Annotated in this window: 18 protein-coding genes; 7 read left to right on the plus strand and 11 right to left on the minus strand. The window is 34.5% G+C overall.

Annotation, left to right across the window (positions count from 1 at the left end):
- Positions 1-15: 15 nt before the first annotated feature.
- The 8 genes from fliM to fliF form a co-directional block, all read right to left on the minus strand.
- Entirely contained in the window at positions 16-1,062 is a 1,047-nt protein-coding gene (gene fliM / locus H3S88_RS01435) for a flagellar motor switch protein FliM (protein ID WP_086326427.1), read from the minus strand.
- A gap of 5 nt (positions 1,063-1,067) precedes the next feature.
- On the minus strand, positions 1,068-1,535 hold the full coding sequence (locus tag H3S88_RS01440; RefSeq protein ID WP_172398442.1) for a flagellar basal body-associated FliL family protein: 468 nt from the start codon (positions 1,533-1,535) through the stop codon (positions 1,068-1,070).
- A 172-nt stretch (positions 1,536-1,707) separates the two neighbouring features.
- Positions 1,708-2,922 (minus strand): flagellar hook-length control protein FliK, encoded by a 1,215-nt coding sequence (locus tag H3S88_RS13430; RefSeq protein WP_198227171.1) that lies wholly within the window; start codon positions 2,920-2,922, stop codon positions 1,708-1,710.
- Complete coding sequence (fliJ, locus tag H3S88_RS01450; protein WP_039126434.1) at positions 2,912-3,373, minus strand: flagellar export protein FliJ; 462 nt, start codon at positions 3,371-3,373, stop codon at positions 2,912-2,914. Before fliJ ends, H3S88_RS13430 begins: the two co-directional genes overlap by 11 nt.
- 18 nt (positions 3,374-3,391) lie before the next feature.
- Positions 3,392-4,756 (minus strand): flagellar protein export ATPase FliI, encoded by a 1,365-nt coding sequence (gene fliI, locus H3S88_RS01455; RefSeq protein WP_198227172.1) that lies wholly within the window; start codon positions 4,754-4,756, stop codon positions 3,392-3,394.
- Positions 4,757-4,764: 8 nt separating this feature from the next.
- Positions 4,765-5,517 carry a flagellar assembly protein FliH gene (locus tag H3S88_RS01460; protein ID WP_198227174.1) on the minus strand — a complete coding sequence of 251 codons (753 nt, stop codon included), beginning with the start codon at positions 5,515-5,517 and terminating at the stop codon, positions 4,765-4,767.
- Positions 5,510-6,508, minus strand: a complete 999-nt coding sequence (fliG, locus tag H3S88_RS01465; protein WP_039126443.1) for a flagellar motor switch protein FliG — start codon at positions 6,506-6,508, stop codon at positions 5,510-5,512. The genes H3S88_RS01460 and fliG overlap by 8 nt, the downstream gene beginning before the upstream one ends.
- Complete coding sequence (fliF, locus tag H3S88_RS01470) at positions 6,508-8,220, minus strand: flagellar basal-body MS-ring/collar protein FliF (protein ID WP_198227176.1); 1,713 nt, start codon at positions 8,218-8,220, stop codon at positions 6,508-6,510. Before fliF ends, fliG begins: the two co-directional genes overlap by 1 nt.
- Positions 8,221-8,392: 172 nt before the next feature.
- Here fliF and fliE point away from each other — a divergent pair, with 172 nt between their 5' ends.
- Positions 8,393-8,698 carry a flagellar hook-basal body complex protein FliE gene (fliE, locus tag H3S88_RS01475; RefSeq protein WP_039126446.1) on the plus strand — a complete coding sequence of 102 codons (306 nt, stop codon included), beginning with the start codon at positions 8,393-8,395 and terminating at the stop codon, positions 8,696-8,698.
- Positions 8,699-9,378: 680 nt separating this feature from the next.
- On the opposite strand, the gene fliT is transcribed toward fliE, so the two are convergent.
- From fliT to fliD, 3 genes are read right to left on the minus strand one after another with little or no spacing between them, the layout of a single operon-like run.
- Positions 9,379-9,726 carry a flagellar protein FliT gene (fliT, locus tag H3S88_RS01480; protein WP_144092468.1) on the minus strand — a complete coding sequence of 116 codons (348 nt, stop codon included), beginning with the start codon at positions 9,724-9,726 and terminating at the stop codon, positions 9,379-9,381.
- A 14-nt stretch (positions 9,727-9,740) separates the two neighbouring features.
- The gene (fliS, locus tag H3S88_RS01485; protein ID WP_039126450.1) at positions 9,741-10,118 is read right to left on the minus strand and encodes a flagellar export chaperone FliS; all 378 of its coding nucleotides are present in this window, start codon (positions 10,116-10,118) and stop codon (positions 9,741-9,743) included.
- A gap of 9 nt (positions 10,119-10,127) precedes the next feature.
- The gene (fliD, locus tag H3S88_RS01490) at positions 10,128-11,561 is read right to left on the minus strand and encodes a flagellar filament capping protein FliD (RefSeq protein WP_086326419.1); all 1,434 of its coding nucleotides are present in this window, start codon (positions 11,559-11,561) and stop codon (positions 10,128-10,130) included.
- A gap of 335 nt (positions 11,562-11,896) precedes the next feature.
- Here fliD and H3S88_RS01495 point away from each other — a divergent pair, with 335 nt between their 5' ends.
- From H3S88_RS01495 to motB, 6 genes are all read left to right on the plus strand, one after another.
- Entirely contained in the window at positions 11,897-12,709 is an 813-nt protein-coding gene (locus H3S88_RS01495) for a flagellin (protein WP_039126453.1), read from the plus strand.
- A gap of 175 nt (positions 12,710-12,884) precedes the next feature.
- Complete coding sequence (locus H3S88_RS01500; RefSeq protein ID WP_039126456.1) at positions 12,885-13,601, plus strand: RNA polymerase sigma factor FliA; 717 nt, start codon at positions 12,885-12,887, stop codon at positions 13,599-13,601.
- A 184-nt stretch (positions 13,602-13,785) separates the two neighbouring features.
- Positions 13,786-14,106: a flagellar transcriptional regulator FlhD gene (gene flhD, locus H3S88_RS01505; protein WP_039126561.1), complete on the plus strand. Its 321-nt coding sequence runs from the start codon at positions 13,786-13,788 to the stop codon at positions 14,104-14,106.
- Positions 14,107-14,121: 15 nt separating this feature from the next.
- Complete coding sequence (gene flhC, locus H3S88_RS01510; RefSeq protein ID WP_198227181.1) at positions 14,122-14,727, plus strand: flagellar transcriptional regulator FlhC; 606 nt, start codon at positions 14,122-14,124, stop codon at positions 14,725-14,727.
- A 43-nt stretch (positions 14,728-14,770) separates the two neighbouring features.
- Positions 14,771-15,658 (plus strand): flagellar motor stator protein MotA, encoded by an 888-nt coding sequence (motA, locus tag H3S88_RS01515; RefSeq protein WP_039126458.1) that lies wholly within the window; start codon positions 14,771-14,773, stop codon positions 15,656-15,658.
- Positions 15,658-16,551, plus strand: coding sequence for a flagellar motor protein MotB (motB, locus tag H3S88_RS01520; RefSeq protein ID WP_086325974.1), 894 nt, complete (start codon positions 15,658-15,660; stop codon positions 16,549-16,551). The genes motA and motB overlap by 1 nt, the downstream gene beginning before the upstream one ends.
- Positions 16,552-16,556: the final 5 nt, after the last annotated feature.

A 16,556-nucleotide genomic window follows, 5' to 3' on the forward strand; every position in this document is an offset into this window, starting at 1 on the left:
CTATCTTGTCTGATATCAGTCATTTTGCATTCCCTCATTTAATTGTTCTATTACAGGATTAATAACCTGTTCTACTTTAATTGCATATTGTTTATTAACTTTACCGTAATGACCTTTTAATACTGGTACCCCCCCGACGGTAACATCTAAATTTGTCGGTTTATCGATCACTAAAATATCGTCAGTTTTTAACGCTAATAATTTAGAGACAGTAGTTTGAATACGAGTAAAATTAGCAACTAATTCGACAGTGGATTGTTTAATGCCAGAGGTTAATGAACTCATCCAAATATTATCATCTTTATAAGTTTGCTGCTCGACAGGTGGTTTGATTAAAGATTCTTTAATTGGCTCAACCATGGCATAAGGTATACAAATATAAAATGTCGCTTTAAAGCTACCAATTTCAATTTTAAATTTGGTAGTTAAAACCACATCATCAGGAGAAGTAGTAATATTAGTAAACTTACTTTGTATCTCAGAGCGAATATACTCAGTTTCAATTGAATAGATATCTGCCCACGCATTTTGATAAATAGTTAATGCTAACTCTAAGACTCGTTTAATGATTTGTTGTTCAGTATGAGTAAACTCACGATCTTCTGTTGCAACCTTATTTGTACGTCCATCCCCACCAAATAATGTATCAACCACAATAAACACTAATTCAGGTGAAAACGAAAATAAAGCAGAGCCTCTTAAAGGATTAAGATGTACTAAATTTAAATGATATGTTGATGAAATATCGGAAAAATATTTAAAGTTTTGTGTTTCAATTGGAGATGCAATCACATCAGTATTGCGGCGTAACAGATTAAATAAACTTATTCTGAACTGGCGAGCAAAACGTTCATTAATAATTTCTAATGCGGTTAAACGTTCAGGAACAAAGCTATGTTTGACCGATAAATCGTAAGGTTTAACATCGGCTTTTTTGCCTGATGGTAATGATACAACACTTGTATCAGTAACGTTATCTTTAGTGGCAATTGAGCTTCCTGATACAGGGTTAGTATTCTTGTTGCCATTAATGTCGGTTATCGGTTCACGCTTATCAGACATAACAATCACCGTATAATAAAATCAGTAAAGAGCACTTCATCGATTTTTACTGAGTGTTTGATATCATATTGGCGTGATAACGTATTTTTTATCTGTTCTTGTAATTCAAATTTACCCGTTTCTTGTTTTAATTTACTAACATATTGTTTAGATAATAAAAAAAGGATATCGCTTCTAACTTCAGGTAAATATTCTAATAATGCGGTTTTTTGGTCTTCATCGGCAACACGCAATACCATACCAACATAAAGAATTTTATTAATATCACCATTATCTTCTGATGCAGGTAATGAGACAGTAAATGGTTTTAAGGTTAAAAAAACCGGCGATACGATAGTTATTTCATCTTGCTTTTTAGTCTTGGTTTTTGGTTGATTTTGGAACCATAAATAAGCAGCTGCACTTAATGCTAACAGCGTGATGAGAATAAGTATTAAGTTCAAAATATTCACTTTCTTTGGAGTAGTTGGCATATTTATTCTTATCCCAATAAAAAATTTATAACCATTAAATGGTAATAATGATAAGAATAATAAATCAAACATGTAAAATTGATTTGAAGAATAGGCAATAAAAATATTACCTATTTAACGTTTTCAATTTATTTTTAAGGTACTAAACAGACAATAAATCACAAACTATCTTTTAAGCAAATACGCTCAAACCTGACTTAACAATATGTTTTTCGTTGTTTGACTGCTCAGTAATTTTGTCTACCGTGCTTGATACAACGGTATTCGATTGTTGACGATGATTATTTTGATGATGCATCGCTGATTGCTCGCCATCACTCATCATCGAAAAATCACTTATATCAGTTTGTTGTAAGGTAAAACCTTGTTCTTGTAATGAAGTTCGTAAAAATGGTATTGCAGATTCTAACAACCCTTTTACCATATTATGTGCAGCCATCATATGAAGATTGATATTATCATCGGTCATATCAAGTTTAATATGTAACGAACCTAATTCTTGAGGATGTAATTTAATTTCGGCAGTTTGCACTCCCTGACGGTTAAACATCATAATGTGCTGAGTTAACGATTTTTGCCATTGCGCTACATCAACAGGCGTAGAGAGATCCATTGTATAAGGTGTTACAGTCGAATTCGCTGACGATAACAAGTTAGGTTCATTGGTCATCGGTGATAAAGACGAAGCTTGATGGATAGGCGTTATTACATCGTTACCCCCTAAATTCATAGCAAAATCAGTTTGCGCAGAGGTCACCTTTGGCATCACATCACTAATACTTGATAAGTTATTTGATGAATTAAATAAATAATTACTCGTATCATGGTTAATTTCAGTATTTTTTTGATTGATAAGTGTGGTGTCTGCTCGACGTTTTGCTTCAAATAATGACATAAAATTATTTTGTTGCGTTATCGAGTGAATGACACTCCTTTCATCATGAATAAATTCGTTGGCTGGCTCACTGTCTAATGGATTTGTCGATAGATTTGTCGGTAGATTAGTCAATAAGTTGGCTTCTAATATTTCAGAATTTATCTTATTTGTTGGCAGTGAAGATGGGTTGGTAGGTATATCCCTATTGTCTACACTGTTTACCGCTGTCGAACTGATAATAGCCAATTTTTCCTGATCGAAATACTCAACAGCAACGGGATAACCGCCAATAATTAACTCATCATCCTTAGCGTTATTATCATCAAGTTCCTCATTATCAATATCGTTGGATTTGATTTGAGTTGGCTTATTAGCAGGTTGACTATACTGTTCACTCAGTAACAATAACTGCTCAAACAGATTACTATCATTATCAATGGTATCTTTAGTAACAACCTCTGATTGATGCGCTGGCATTAAGTTTAAATTACCAATCAAATTAATACTCACTCAATATCCTCCTTGCTAATTGCTGCTGGGCAAATTCATCGGTCAGTTTTTGTTGTAAACGATTTTGCTGTTGTAAATATTTGTTATATTGCTTACTTAACAATGTTGTATAAGTGTTCAAACTTTTTTGTGATTGATTAAGCTGGTTAGTAATCTGCTTTTGTTTGATATCTAAGGTTAATAACAGTTTTTTTTGCTGCTCTATCCCTTGCTCAATTGTGGCAATAAAAGCATTAAAATTATTTAATTCATATCCTTTTATACCATCAGATAAGGCATCATTCAGTTTTTGTTGATACTCAACATAGTAATCATTTAAGACATTGAGTTGTGACTGTGCTTTATCTTGATTCTCATTTGCTTTTTTTAACTTAAGTAAATTATCGTCAACCGATTTTTGCGCTAATTTTTTTAATGTTGTAAAAGCTAATTGTGAAGGATTTTCATTCATGAGTACTTTCCTAACCGATTAATGTTGGCTCACAATCGCGGCTAATTGCTGGCACGCCTCTTCATATCCACAATGTTCGTAAATACCTTGTTGCAAAAATTTTTGCATGGCTGGATATAAATTTATTGCCTTATCTAGCAAAGGATCAGTACCTGCCACATAGGCGCCAACATTAATTAAATCGCGATTACGTTGAAAACTGGAAAATAGCTGTTTAAATAAGCGTGATTTCTTTTCATCTTCAGTAGCGGTAAGATCGGTCATTACTCGACTAATGGATGCTTCAATATCAATAGCGGGATAGTGGCCTGACTCAGCCAGCGCACGCGACAAAACAATATGCCCATCTAATATTGCCCTAGCCGAATCAGCTATCGGATCTTGTTGATCATCGCCTTCGGTTAAAACCGTATAAAAAGCAGTAATGGCCCCTTTACCATGTTCGTCATTGCCTGCCCTTTCAACAAGAGCCGGTAATTTTGCAAATACAGAAGGTGGATATCCTTTGGTGGCTGGAGGTTCACCGATTGCTAAGGCAATTTCTCGTTGCGCCATAGCATAGCGAGTCAAAGAATCCATGATTAATAAAACATTAAAACCCTGATCGCGAAAACTTTCAGCAATTCTTGTTGCATAGGCAGCGCCTTGCAAACGTAATAATGGTGATACATCGGCTGGTGCAGCGACCACAACAGCACGGGCTAAACCCTCTTCACCTAAAATATTTTCGATAAAATCTTTAACTTCTCGTCCACGTTCACCAATCAAGCCCACAACAATAATATCGGCTTGTGTATAACGAGTCATCATACCGAGTAAAACACTCTTACCGACACCCGAGCCAGCAAATAGCCCCATTCGTTGGCCTTGTCCGACAGTTAATAATGCGTTGATGGCTCTGACCCCAACATCCAGAACTTGATGAATCGGGGTGCGATTTAAAGGATTGAGTGTTTTATTGACTAAACCAGCATATTCAACATGTTCTGGTAGTGGCTTACCATCTAACGGTTTACCCATGGCATCAACGACTCGACCTAATAACGCCATACCGACGGGTAATAATTTATGGCTAAAATGCGCTAAATCATATTGTAAAGTATAAACTCGAGCACCTAATAAAATGCCATCGGTTGCCTCAAATGGCATCAAAAATAAAGTTTGCCCATTGAATCCAACCACTTCACACTCGACCGCATCCAGTTGACCATTAGATTGTCGCTCAACAAAACAGTTTGAACCTAATGGTAATTTTAACCCCACAGCTTCAAGCACTAATCCCGATGCTTTGACTAATCGTCCATATTGGCGAATTAAGGATAAAGATTGAAGTTTCTGCGTAGCTTGGCTAATTTTGTTGATCCATTGCGATGAGTAAGTCATATTAATGCTCACCTTTCATGTAAACAATCGGACATGATTTGCCAATGATTGTCAACATTGGTATCAATTTCATTGGTATCTGTAAAAATTTTACAGCCACCACTCTCAATATTAGGATCGGCGATAAATTGCCAATGGTATTGTTTAATTTCTTCACTTATTATTGGCTCTAACCACAACAGATCATCAGGGTTAAGATGCAATAAAATCGGTTCGGATAACATTGAACACTGTTCAATAAGCATTTGTATCGTAAAGACCAGCTGCTTTTGTTTGACTTTAGAAAGAGTGCCAACGGTTTTTTGTGCAGCAACCAATGCTAAATCAATTAATTTGGGTACGATTAACTCATCGATATCATTAATTGACTGCTGAAAATTGCGTATTAAATCAGTGATGTTCTCTACTGCTTTAAACTTTTCATCCCTAAGTTGCTGCTCTATCTGTTGACGTCCTTCTTGCTGTCCAAGCGCAAATCCCTGTTCATAACCAGAGTGTTTACCCACATCAAAACCTTCCGTTTGACCTAATGTGAACCCTTCTTGATAAGCTTGTGCTTTAACTTCTTGCTTTAACTGCTCAAGTGTTTCTTGGTCAACATCAGGTTCTTTATTCGATTCAATTAACTCTAATTCCTGTTCAGGCTGGCAAATTTCACTTTCTTGGGTACTGTCGTTAGTACTGAGTTGTGATAACGTTGCCGAGGTTAAATCCTGAAAAATAAGTGGTTTCCAGTTCAATCTACGGGATTGATTATACATACTCATCATCACCACGACTCAAGATCACTTCACCACTTTCCGCTAAGCGACGCGCAATAACCAAAATTTTCTTCTGTTCAGTTTCAACTTGCGATAGGCGCACAGGTGGTCTGTTTTCCAGATCTTCACGTAAAATAGAGGCAGCACGTTGTGACATATTACTTAATAACTTATCACGTAATGCGACTGATGCGCCTTTCAAAGCAATAATTAATGTTTCATTATCAACATCTCTAAGTAGACGTTGGATACTTCTGTCATCAACTTCAATGAGATTTTCAAATAAGAACATTTCATCAATAATTTTTTGAGCAAGTTCGTGGTCATAATCACGTAACGCATTGATAACAAGCTCTTCTTGATGAGATTTCATTAAGTTAATAATTTCTGCTGCGGTACGAATGCCACCCATATTATTCAGTTTAAGATTTTGACCATGTAATAATGTAGATAATGATGTCGATAAAACTTGTAGCGCTGATGGTTCGACACCTCCAAAAGTTGCAATACGTAACATGACATCATTACGTAATTCGTCATCAAACAGATTTAAAACTTCAGCAGCTAAATCCCGATTCAGATGAATTAAAATAGTAGCAATAATTTGTGGGTGCTCTTTTTTAACCAGATCAACTGCCCGTGCAGCATCAACAAAATTAAGCATTTCAAGACCATCGGTGGCTTCTTCTCGATCAGTTTCTAACAACTCATCAAGTAAACGTTCGGTTTTTTCACTACCAATGGATTTTTCGAGTACTGAACGTAAATAACCATCGGCATCGGTAGTTAAAACGGCACAATTTTCAAGTGTAAATTGACATTCATTAAGAATACTTTTCAATTGCTCTTGCGAAAGCTGTGGTAAAGACATCATTGCACTACTGATATGTTGTACTTCTTTAGGGTTAAGATATTGCATCACTTTGGCAGCAAGATCTTCACCCAATACCATCATTACTGTAGCGGCTTTTTGAGTTTCACTTAAATTCATTATTCTGTGTCCCTCTTATTCATCCAACCACGAATAATTAATGCCATTACCCGAGGCTCTTTCTCGACAATTTTTCGAATATATTGTTGTTGTTGCATATTATCTTCAAACATTTTCTGCTGCTGTTTACTGTGCGCTTTATAATCTAATTTATCATCTAGCGTTGCTTGAGCATCCGTCGATTTATTATTAACACTTAAGAAATGTCTTTGTAGTTTCAGCCATACTGAACGCAATACTTTTCGCCAGATAATCCAAATGATTAAAATATAGATTAAATATTTACCGCCTGTTTTGATAGAATCATAAAATTCAGGCGTTTTCCAAAACGCGATACCACTCTCTTCATCAAACTCTTGATCTGTAAATTTTAAATTGGCAACAGTCAAACTATCACCACGTAATTGGGAAAAACCCATCGCTTGACGAGCTAATAATTCAATGTCGTTTAATTCATTACTATCAAGTTTTACCCATTGTTCGGTTGGAAGTGATGATTTATTTTCATCATCACTCTCATTTGTCTCATTATTCTCTGATTCATTGGTCACAAGCTTATAGTTAACTAGTACTGCAACCGATAAACGTTTAATGCGCCCTTCAGGTATTTTGCTGTGTACAACTTGCCGATTCACTTCATAATTTAAAGTATTATTGGATTGCCAGTTGCTCGGCTGCTGCTTATCGGCAATATCGTTGGATTCCTTGTCTTCATCAATAGGGGCACTTGATGTAGGTACAGGTTGATTAGATAACGCACCTGGCACACCACCTATGCCATAACTATTAATTAATTGCCGATTTTCCGTTAACTGTTTACTGCGAATAGTTTGCTTGGCAATATCACTATTAGGATCATAAATTTCTGAAGTCGATTCTTGTCGGCTAAAATCAACCTCAGCATTCACTTGCACCCGAACATTATTTTTACCCAAAATAGGGATAATAATTTTTTCAACGCGCTCACGAACACTGTTTTCAATGCGTTCACTAAATTCTAATTGCGCCACATTAGCATTTCGGTCACGATAATTTTCACCGGTTAATAGATGACCATGTTGATCAATAATCGTAACTTTATCGGCCTGTAATTCAGGTACACTACTTGAAATTAAATGAATAATGGCATCAATTTGCCCTTGTGATAGACTGCGACCAGGTAATAACGTTAATGCCACAGATGCGGAAGGAAACTTTCGTTCTCGGACAAATAATGATGGTTTAGGCATCGCCAAATGCACTCTAGCATCATTAATGCTACTTATAATTGATATTGTTCTGGATAATTCGCCCTCCAAAGCACGTTGGTAATTAACCTGTTCATTGAATTGACTCATACCAAAACTTTCTTTATCGAGTAATTCAAAGCCAACAGCACCACCTTTAGGCAATCCTTGTTGAGCAATACGCAAACGCGTATCATAAACTTTATCTTCAGGAATTAAGATGGTCGATCCCGACGATGAAAATTTATAGGGGATATTCATCTTATCGAGCTGGCTGATAATCTCGCCACCATCTTTATCATTTAAATTACTAAATAAAACACTATAAGAGTCATCTTTAACCCATAAATAGATGATACTGATAATAGCAATAGCAATAACAGCTGCAATTGACCCTGCCATTTTGGCATTGTGTTTTATTTGGTTAATAAAAGGTAATTTATTTAATATTGATTCACCTTTACCGTCGACTGTTTGGCTAGCCATAAAAATCCTAATGCTAAGCTGATTAGATTAATTCTAGGCTCTATTATCTTTGTATTAATAAAAATCAATAGCTAAAAAAACACAGCATTTTCCCCTTACTTATGCCATTTAGTTTTTGCCTTGTATGATAAATTGCACAGTAAAGTGACAAAATGAAAATTACCAAGCCGTTATGACAACGATCAATACATTAAATACAAATGAACTTACAAATTTAAATGCACCCTATGCCACAAAGCCTCAATTAACCGATGAGAATAACTTTATCAATGAGTTAAAAACCGCATTGGATAACATTAGCCAATTACAAATACAAGCCAATCATTCAGCTAAAGCGTTTGAAATGGGAGAACCGAATGTTTCTCTAAATGAAGTAATGGTTAACATGCAAAAATCTTCAGTTTCGTTACAATTTGGTATTCAAGTTCGAAATAAATTAGTTTCAGCATATCAAGAAATCATGAATATGAATGTTTAAACCATTATCGGATAGCTAATCATCTACTAGATGATGGTATTTTGGTTTAAAAAATATGATTAATTAACTGCCAATTTTTATAGTAAATTGGCTTAACCTCACCACTATTGTTGCAACAACGACTAATCAATCGCTCTCCTTTTAAATTTTTATTATTTGAAAAAATTAAGATTATTAATTTTTAACACCATGCAAGTTATTACATACAATCGGCATGGTAAAGTTTGCCATTTAGTTTTACATTAATAAATAGTCTGGATCAAGTTAATACTCAGGTGATCAGTTTCCCGGCAATCTTTTCAACGGGCAATGCCACTTAAAAACTTTATAATGCTCGTTTATTTATTAGCAAGATATGTTTATAAACAGAACTAAGGTCTGAAGATTTTGAAAATGGAGATCTAAAATAGACAATCAATCCTAATGATCCTTTAGGAAATTTATTCGTTTGTGAATATACATATAGCAACCCCAGAAGTTATCCAGTGCTTGATGCAAAAGGTGCACGTTATTGTGAAATGAGCGAGTCGCCATTGCAAGCACAGTGTATGCTTTAAAGATGTAAAATTAATCAATAAAAAGTTTGAGGAAAGGTGCTTTTTATATGTTAAAAACCCTTTTCCTCAATTACGTTTAGTTAATTACTAACTTAATAAATAAGGTCAAGGGTATTTAGTTACTTATACTAGGTTGGCAACTTTTTGATAACTGCCTATTTTGGTTTGATAATCAACTTGTTCGCCAATAAGCTTGCTCAGTTCACTACGCCGCACATGCATTAATTGGACTAATTGCTGATGATTGCTAATGATATTGTTGAAATACATTTTCATAATATCTTGCTGTTGTGTAGACATATTTTCAATAACAGGCAAACCTTCATTTAGTTTAACATCCTCCGTTAATTGATGATATTTGGCTTGCCAACTGATTAAAGATTCCCAATCTTCTTTTTGAGAATCAATTAACATTTGTCCAACAATATAATTAAGTTGCTCATATTGTTCTAATAATAAATTAGTATTCAAAGCCAATACTCCCACTATGCTATCTCTCGCCAAGCTTGAGCAATATTATCAAGCAAATCAAAACAGGTTTGCAGTTTTTCCCTATCATTATGTAAGTTAGCTAAAACCAATTGCTGGCTAATATAGTGATAAAGCTGATCTAAGTTTTCGGCAATTTCACCACCCTGCTCTAAATTAAGACAACTTTTAAGCCCATTATCAATGATATTAATTGCTTTGGAAATGGCTTTTCCTTTACCTGCAATATCACCTTTCTGTATATATAAATCAGCGAGTCGAATAGCATTAAGCGCACCGTCAAATAACAAAACAATAAGCTGATGTGGTGATGCCTGACTGACACTGGTTTCTAAATTGACTTGTTTATAAGCTTGAGATCCCATTTTATACATTGTTATGCCTTATTTTTTTAAATTCGCCATCATTTCAAATTGGGTAGTAAGGTAATTACTCATACCATTTAATTGATTGATTAATATATCTAGTTTGGTAAATTGCACCCGATAACGCTCGATCGTTTGGTCAATGGAGTTATTAACTTGATCATAACGTTTATCTAATGATTTTAACGTTGAATTTAAACCGTTCGTTGCAGTATCAATCATGCCATCACTATCAATAAAGCTACTGACTTTGGCAAACACTTCGTTAGCAATGCCTGTTGTTTCACCATCGCCTGTAAATAAAATGGCTACCGCTTCACTGTTTTCTTTAAGGGCTTTTTCCAATTCGTTTTCTTTAATCACCAACTTGCCGTTGCTATCCATATTGATACCAATTTGTGATAGTACCGATAATTCACCTGCTTGACCTTTCGAAAATATAGAGCGAATGCTTTGATCAATATTACGTAGTGTGGAATCTCCAATCAGTGGTCCATTATTACTATTTAATTCATCTGAATTGGCATCGCTGGCAGTAAATTGCGTTAAAGTTGATATGGTTGATTGCAATTGATTGAATGCATCCACCCACTCTTTAAGTGCCTCTTGCGTTTTTTCATTATCCGCCGCGATAGTTAAATTTTGTGAGGTGGTTGTGACCGCTTTTAACGTGATATCAACACCCGGAATAACATCTTTAACAGTATTTGATGCACTATTAACTGTAATACCATTGAAACTAAATTTGGCATCTTGCGCTTTAGCGACTTCACTCATTGCCGATGAATCAGCTTGATTAATATCAAAGCCAATGAGTGAATTAAGCTTATCATCATCGGATGAAACAGAAGTAATGGTTTGTTGCTCACCGGTTTCTTTTGATGTAATAACTAACTGATAACTATCCTTTCCTGAACGCACAATGGTTGCATTTACGGTTGATTCACTGGTTGAACCATCTTCATTAACCACTTTTGCTTGATTGATCGCATTGGCAATCGACTCTAACGACGTCTCATCTTTGGATAAAGTAACATTTAACTTTTGGCCATTGGCTTGTTCAATGGTAAGTGTTCGAGTTTCATTATCATTGCCGAGCGCTGCATTTTTATCGTTTACCGCATTAGTTGCAACGCTATGTGCACGAGCAAGTTGTTCAACACTAACGGAGTAATTACCTAATTGAGCATTACTTCTGACATTAGTCGTAAAATAATTGTCATTACCTGATACGGTACGACCATGAAAAATTTCTTTTTTTTGCAATTTGGCTGTCGCATTATTAAATGTGGATAACGCACTTTTTAACTTGCCAAAACCACTAATCTTATTATTTATTGCTTTTTGCTGCGCTTTTATTGGGGTAAGACGATTTTTTTCAACGGCTTCTAATTGATCTAATACTTCATTTAAATCAATACCAGAACCAATTCCTAAAATACTCATTGCCATGATTAATTATCCTAATATAAATTCTTTCATCACTTGTTTTATCGACCAATGTAATAAAAAGTTTAGTATTGAGAATAAATTCACAGGTTAAAAGTAACAATCTGAGATTGTTTAATGCAGTAGGATATATTTTATAAAAATAATTTTTATATAACCAATTGAAAAATAAAAATAATGTTATTTATTTTTTAAAAAATTTTTTTAAAACCAATATTCGTGGAAAAAAATACTAAAGTTTCTTTTTTTAAAACCGATAACTAAAGTATCAGCAAACATATTGAATAACTCTCTTCAATATCGTGTTGATCAAACTTATTATATTAAAGGAGATAAAAATGGCACAGGTAATTAATACCAATAGTATGTCTTTAATGGCAAGAAATAATCTTAATCACTCTCAAAGCGTTCTTGGAACTGCAATTGAGCGTTTATCATCTGGTATGCGTATCAACAGTGCTAAAGATGATGCTGCAGGTCAAGCAATTGCTAACCGTTTTTCTTCAAGTATTCGTGGTTTAACTCAAGCAGCACGTAATGCAAATGACGGTATCTCAATTGCACAAACAACTGAAGGTGCATTAAACGAAATCAACAATAACGTACAACGTATTCGTGAGCTAACAGTTCAAGCGGCAAACGGTACTAACTCTGAAAGCGATCTTGCATCAATTCAAAATGAAATCGATCAACGTTTACAAGAGATCGACCGTGTATCTGCACAAACTGACTTTAATGGTACTAAAGTATTATCTGAAGATAAAACGCTTAACATTCAAGTAGGTGCAAATGATGGTGAAATCATTGCTATCAACTTGAAACAAATTGACAGTGAAAAATTAGGTTTAAATGGTTTCAATGTATCAGATGCGCCAACTGCTGATCCATTAAAAACAATTGATGCGGCATTATCAACAATTGATGAATTACGTGGTGAGCTTGGTGCGGTACAAAATCGTTTTGAGTCAACTGTAAATAACATCAACAATACTGTAAATAACCTAAGTTCAGCACGCAGCCGTATTGAAGATGCAGATTACGCGGAAGAAGTATCTAATATGACTCGCGGTCAAATCTTACAACAAGCAGGTACTTCAGTATTAGCACAAGCAAATCAAGTACCTCAATCTGTACTTTCTCTACTACAATAGAGTATACAATTAGAATTTATGGTCACTCTAATTTGTACTGTAGCAATAATGGTATTTTTTAATACCATTATTGTTAAAAAAGTTAATTACCTATTTTTTTCATCTTATTCTAGCCATTAATTCAATCAATTAGCGTGATAATATTCGTTAGCATTTTTTTATATTGGTTCAGAAAATGAGTGATAGCCTGTATAACTCTCAAGGTATAGTGAATCAAATTGATTGGCAACAGTATATCTATTTAGTTCGTAATGAAGCACTTAAATTAGCGGTTCGTTTGCCAACCACAATTGAACTTGATGACTTATTACAAGTAGGTTATATCGGTTTGCTAGAGACCATAAAGCGGTATGATGCTTCCCAAGGTTATTCTTTTACCACATTTGCCATTCCTAGAATAAAAGGCGCTATGCTAGATGAACTGCGTAGTCGAGATTGGTTACCAAGACAAACGCGGAAAAAAATTAAAGATGTGACAAATGCAATTAATGAGTTAGAAAAAAAACTAGGTGTACCTCCTAATGACCATCAGATAGCGGAATATTTGCAATTATCGATTACTGAATATCACAAAGTATTATTAGATTCAAATTACAGTCAGATATTTTCCTATGATGAAATACAAAAAAAATTAGGCGATAACATCGACACATTAATTGAATCAGGCTCTGACAATAACCCTTTTTCTTCAATCATTAATGATGAAATTCGCAATATTATGATTCAACAGATTGATAAATTACCTGAAAAAGAAAAAATGGTTTTAGCACTTTATTATCAAGAAGAGCTGAATTTAAAAGAGATTGGTAACGTGATGAATATTAGTGAGTCTCGTGTAAGTCAGTTACATAGTCAAGCAATTAAACGAATACAAAGTAAAATTACCTTATAAAAACAGAATTAAAAGAGAAAAGCGCGGAAAAATAATTCGAAAATAAATTGATATGATTTTTTTATTGACGTTTCTCATTTAAAAATGTAATTTTAAGTATAAAAAAATTATTGTTGTTTTATTTTATCAATTATTCGTTTTTTTATACGGATATAAATATGGATGGGTGATTAAATTGGGAAATATATTAGATGATGATATTTTGAAATCTATACACCACTTGAATCTTTCAACACTCTTGTTAAGTCAAAAGATGCTTGAAAAAGATAAAGCGATGGCAATGTATCGATTAGGTATTGATGAAGAAACAGCCGATATACTCAGCAGTTTAAATACGTCGCAAATGTTAGTTTTATCCGAAACCAATCAATTAACATTTCAATTGCGATTTGAAAACGCAGAAATGATGAAGAAACTCACAGAAGACTCGCGCATAAGTGATATAAAACAAATGCATACGGGCATACTTTTATCAAGTTTACTTTTAGATTCATTAAATAAGTAGTGGAAAGGAATCAGGATGAAAGATACAAGTATCATTCAAAAATATAAGGAAGTTCAATTAGCTACCCGATTAATTTCACTTGGTGCAAGAATTCAAATGCTAGAAAGTGAAACAAATTTAAGTCGAGGTAAACTAATAAAACTGTATAAAGAAATTCAAGGCTGTCCTCCTCCTAAAGGTTTATTACCGTTCTCCACTACATGGTTTATGACTTGGGAACCCAATATTCACTCTAGTATATTTTACAATGCTTACCGTTTTTTGGTGAAACATGGCACAAAGCCCGGTATTCAAACAATTTTAAAAGCCTACCAACTTTATTTAGAACAATGTTCATTCTCACATGAAAACAAACCCGTCTTAGGAATAACCCGCGCTTGGATCTTAGTCAAATTTGTTGAAAGTAATGTCATGCAACAATCCTGTTGTAAAGAGTGCCGTGGACGATTTATCACCCATGCTTACCAGCCATACAACAGTTTTATATGCAGTTTATGTCAGCCACCATCAAGAGCGGAAAAGAATAATAAAACCCCTAAAGAAAACCATGAAAAGTGTTTGCAGGTACTATCAATACCTAGTGGTTTTAATTCAGCAATTGCTAGAAAAATGACAGTTTGAAATTAATAGTAGAAACATAAATTATGGAGAAAAAGGAAATCCAATGCTAATAATTATAGGTTATATTGTTGTTATCGCTTCTGCACTACTTGGTTATGTTTTAAGTGGTGGTTATTTAGCAGTTCTTTTTCAACCATTAGAGTTTCTAATTATTGGAGGAACAGCAATCGGGGCTTTTATTGTCAGCAATGAAAAGAAAGTAATTAAATCGACACTTAAAGCATTAGGTCAATTGTTTAAATCATCCAAATATAATAAAACACTTTATCTAACACTGATTAATTTAATGTACACCATTCTTACCCAAATTCGACAAAATGGTACATTATCTATTGAATCTGATATTGATAATCCAAAAGAAAGTGAATTATTTAAAAAATATCCGCTTATTTTAGCCAATCCTCAAATCTGCGACTTTATCACTGATTATTTGCGATTAATGATTAGTGGCAACATGAATGTATTTGAAATTGAAGCACTGATGGATGAGGAGATTGAGACTTATATTCACGAATTAGAAAAACCTGCGGATGCAATTTCAGCTGTTGGAGATGGATTACCTGCTTTTGGTATTGTGGCTGCGGTTATGGGGGTTATCAATACGTTAGCACAAGCCGACAGACCTGCGAGTGAATTGGGAGAACTTATTGCACATGCCATGGTAGGAACTTTTCTAGGTATTTTGCTTGCTTATGGATTTGTCTCACCACTAGCGGCGTTATTAAAGCAAAGAAACGCCGGTGTGATCAAAACGCTGGAGTGTACCAAAGTCATACTGATTGCAAGTATGCACGACTATGCTCCGCAAATTTGCATTGAATTTGGACGAAAAACGTTATTTTCTCATGAAAGACCATCTTTCTTTGAATTAGAAAAATATATCCAAGATGTAAAAGATAAAAATGCCAACTCAAATGAAAATAATAAATAATGAAAGAGAACTCTGTAAGAATAATCACTAAGAAAAAATCCGGACATGGTGGCAGTCACCATGGAGGTTCGTGGAAAATCGCTTATGCTGACTTTATGACAGCGATGATGGCACTTTTTTTGGTCATGTGGTTAATTTCCAAAGCGAGTCCGCAAGAATTACAAGGTATTGCAGAATATTTTAGAACACCTCTTATTTTAGGGCAAAATGGCGGTAAAAACCTAAGTGATAGTGAAAGTCCTATTCCAGGTGGTGGTGACGATGTTATTAAAAACTTAGGTGAAGAAACAAATACGCTTCCAAACCAAAGCCTAACAGAATCTGAATCTAAACAACTTGAAAGATTAGAGCTTATAAAAACAGCTCAAAAAATCTATGAAGTGTTTGAAATCGATCCGAGGTTAAAAAATTTAGCGGCCAACCTGATTATTGAATTAACTGAATTGGGATTACGGATTCAAATTCTAGCAACGGATGACAACCCCATGTTTGAAGTAGGAAGTGCCGTTATTCATTCTGACATGCAACACATTTTACATGCACTTGCGCCAATTTTAAATTCTTTGCCAAACAAAATGACATTATCTGGTCACACCGATGAGCGTCAATATGTAACGGGTGATCGAGGGTATAGTAACTGGGAGCTATCGGCTGATAGAGCTAATTCATCAAGACGGGAACTTATTGCTGGCGGATTAGATTCTGGCAAGATTATTCGCATTATTGCTCTTGCCGATACAGTTAGTTTAAATAATAAAAATTACAGCAAAGATGCTAATCGTCGTATTAGTATTTTAATTTTGAATAAGTCGGCACAACAATATATTGAAGATGAAAATACGATGACGGGAATAGATTTTTTAAAACAAGCAAAACCAATTAAATCAGAGTAATACCA

Source organism: Gilliamella sp. B14448G11 (assembly GCF_016101765.1).
Lineage (GTDB): Bacteria > Pseudomonadota > Gammaproteobacteria > Enterobacterales > Orbaceae > Gilliamella > Gilliamella apicola_N.

What these genes read in the sequence shown, in the direction of transcription:
- flhC (WP_198227181.1), top strand. Translation starts at nt 14,122, where the DNA reads ATGAAAGATACAAGTATCATTCAAAAATATAAGGAAGTTCAATTAGCT.
- fliI (WP_198227172.1), bottom strand. Translation starts at nt 4,756, where the DNA reads ATGACTTACTCATCGCAATGGATCAACAAAATTAGCCAAGCTACGCAG.
- H3S88_RS01495 (WP_039126453.1), top strand. Translation starts at nt 11,897, where the DNA reads ATGGCACAGGTAATTAATACCAATAGTATGTCTTTAATGGCAAGAAAT.
- H3S88_RS01440 (WP_172398442.1), bottom strand. Translation starts at nt 1,535, where the DNA reads ATGCCAACTACTCCAAAGAAAGTGAATATTTTGAACTTAATACTTATT.
- fliJ (WP_039126434.1), bottom strand. Translation starts at nt 3,373, where the DNA reads ATGAATGAAAATCCTTCACAATTAGCTTTTACAACATTAAAAAAATTA.
- fliS (WP_039126450.1), bottom strand. Translation starts at nt 10,118, where the DNA reads ATGTATAAAATGGGATCTCAAGCTTATAAACAAGTCAATTTAGAAACC.
- H3S88_RS01500 (WP_039126456.1), top strand. Translation starts at nt 12,885, where the DNA reads ATGAGTGATAGCCTGTATAACTCTCAAGGTATAGTGAATCAAATTGAT.
- fliG (WP_039126443.1), bottom strand. Translation starts at nt 6,508, where the DNA reads ATGAATTTAAGTGAAACTCAAAAAGCCGCTACAGTAATGATGGTATTG.
- motA (WP_039126458.1), top strand. Translation starts at nt 14,771, where the DNA reads ATGCTAATAATTATAGGTTATATTGTTGTTATCGCTTCTGCACTACTT.
- fliF (WP_198227176.1), bottom strand. Translation starts at nt 8,220, where the DNA reads ATGGCTAGCCAAACAGTCGACGGTAAAGGTGAATCAATATTAAATAAA.
- fliM (WP_086326427.1), bottom strand. Translation starts at nt 1,062, where the DNA reads ATGTCTGATAAGCGTGAACCGATAACCGACATTAATGGCAACAAGAAT.
- H3S88_RS01460 (WP_198227174.1), bottom strand. Translation starts at nt 5,517, where the DNA reads ATGTATAATCAATCCCGTAGATTGAACTGGAAACCACTTATTTTTCAG.
- fliD (WP_086326419.1), bottom strand. Translation starts at nt 11,561, where the DNA reads ATGGCAATGAGTATTTTAGGAATTGGTTCTGGTATTGATTTAAATGAA.
- fliE (WP_039126446.1), top strand. Translation starts at nt 8,393, where the DNA reads ATGACAACGATCAATACATTAAATACAAATGAACTTACAAATTTAAAT.
- motB (WP_086325974.1), top strand. Translation starts at nt 15,658, where the DNA reads ATGAAAGAGAACTCTGTAAGAATAATCACTAAGAAAAAATCCGGACAT.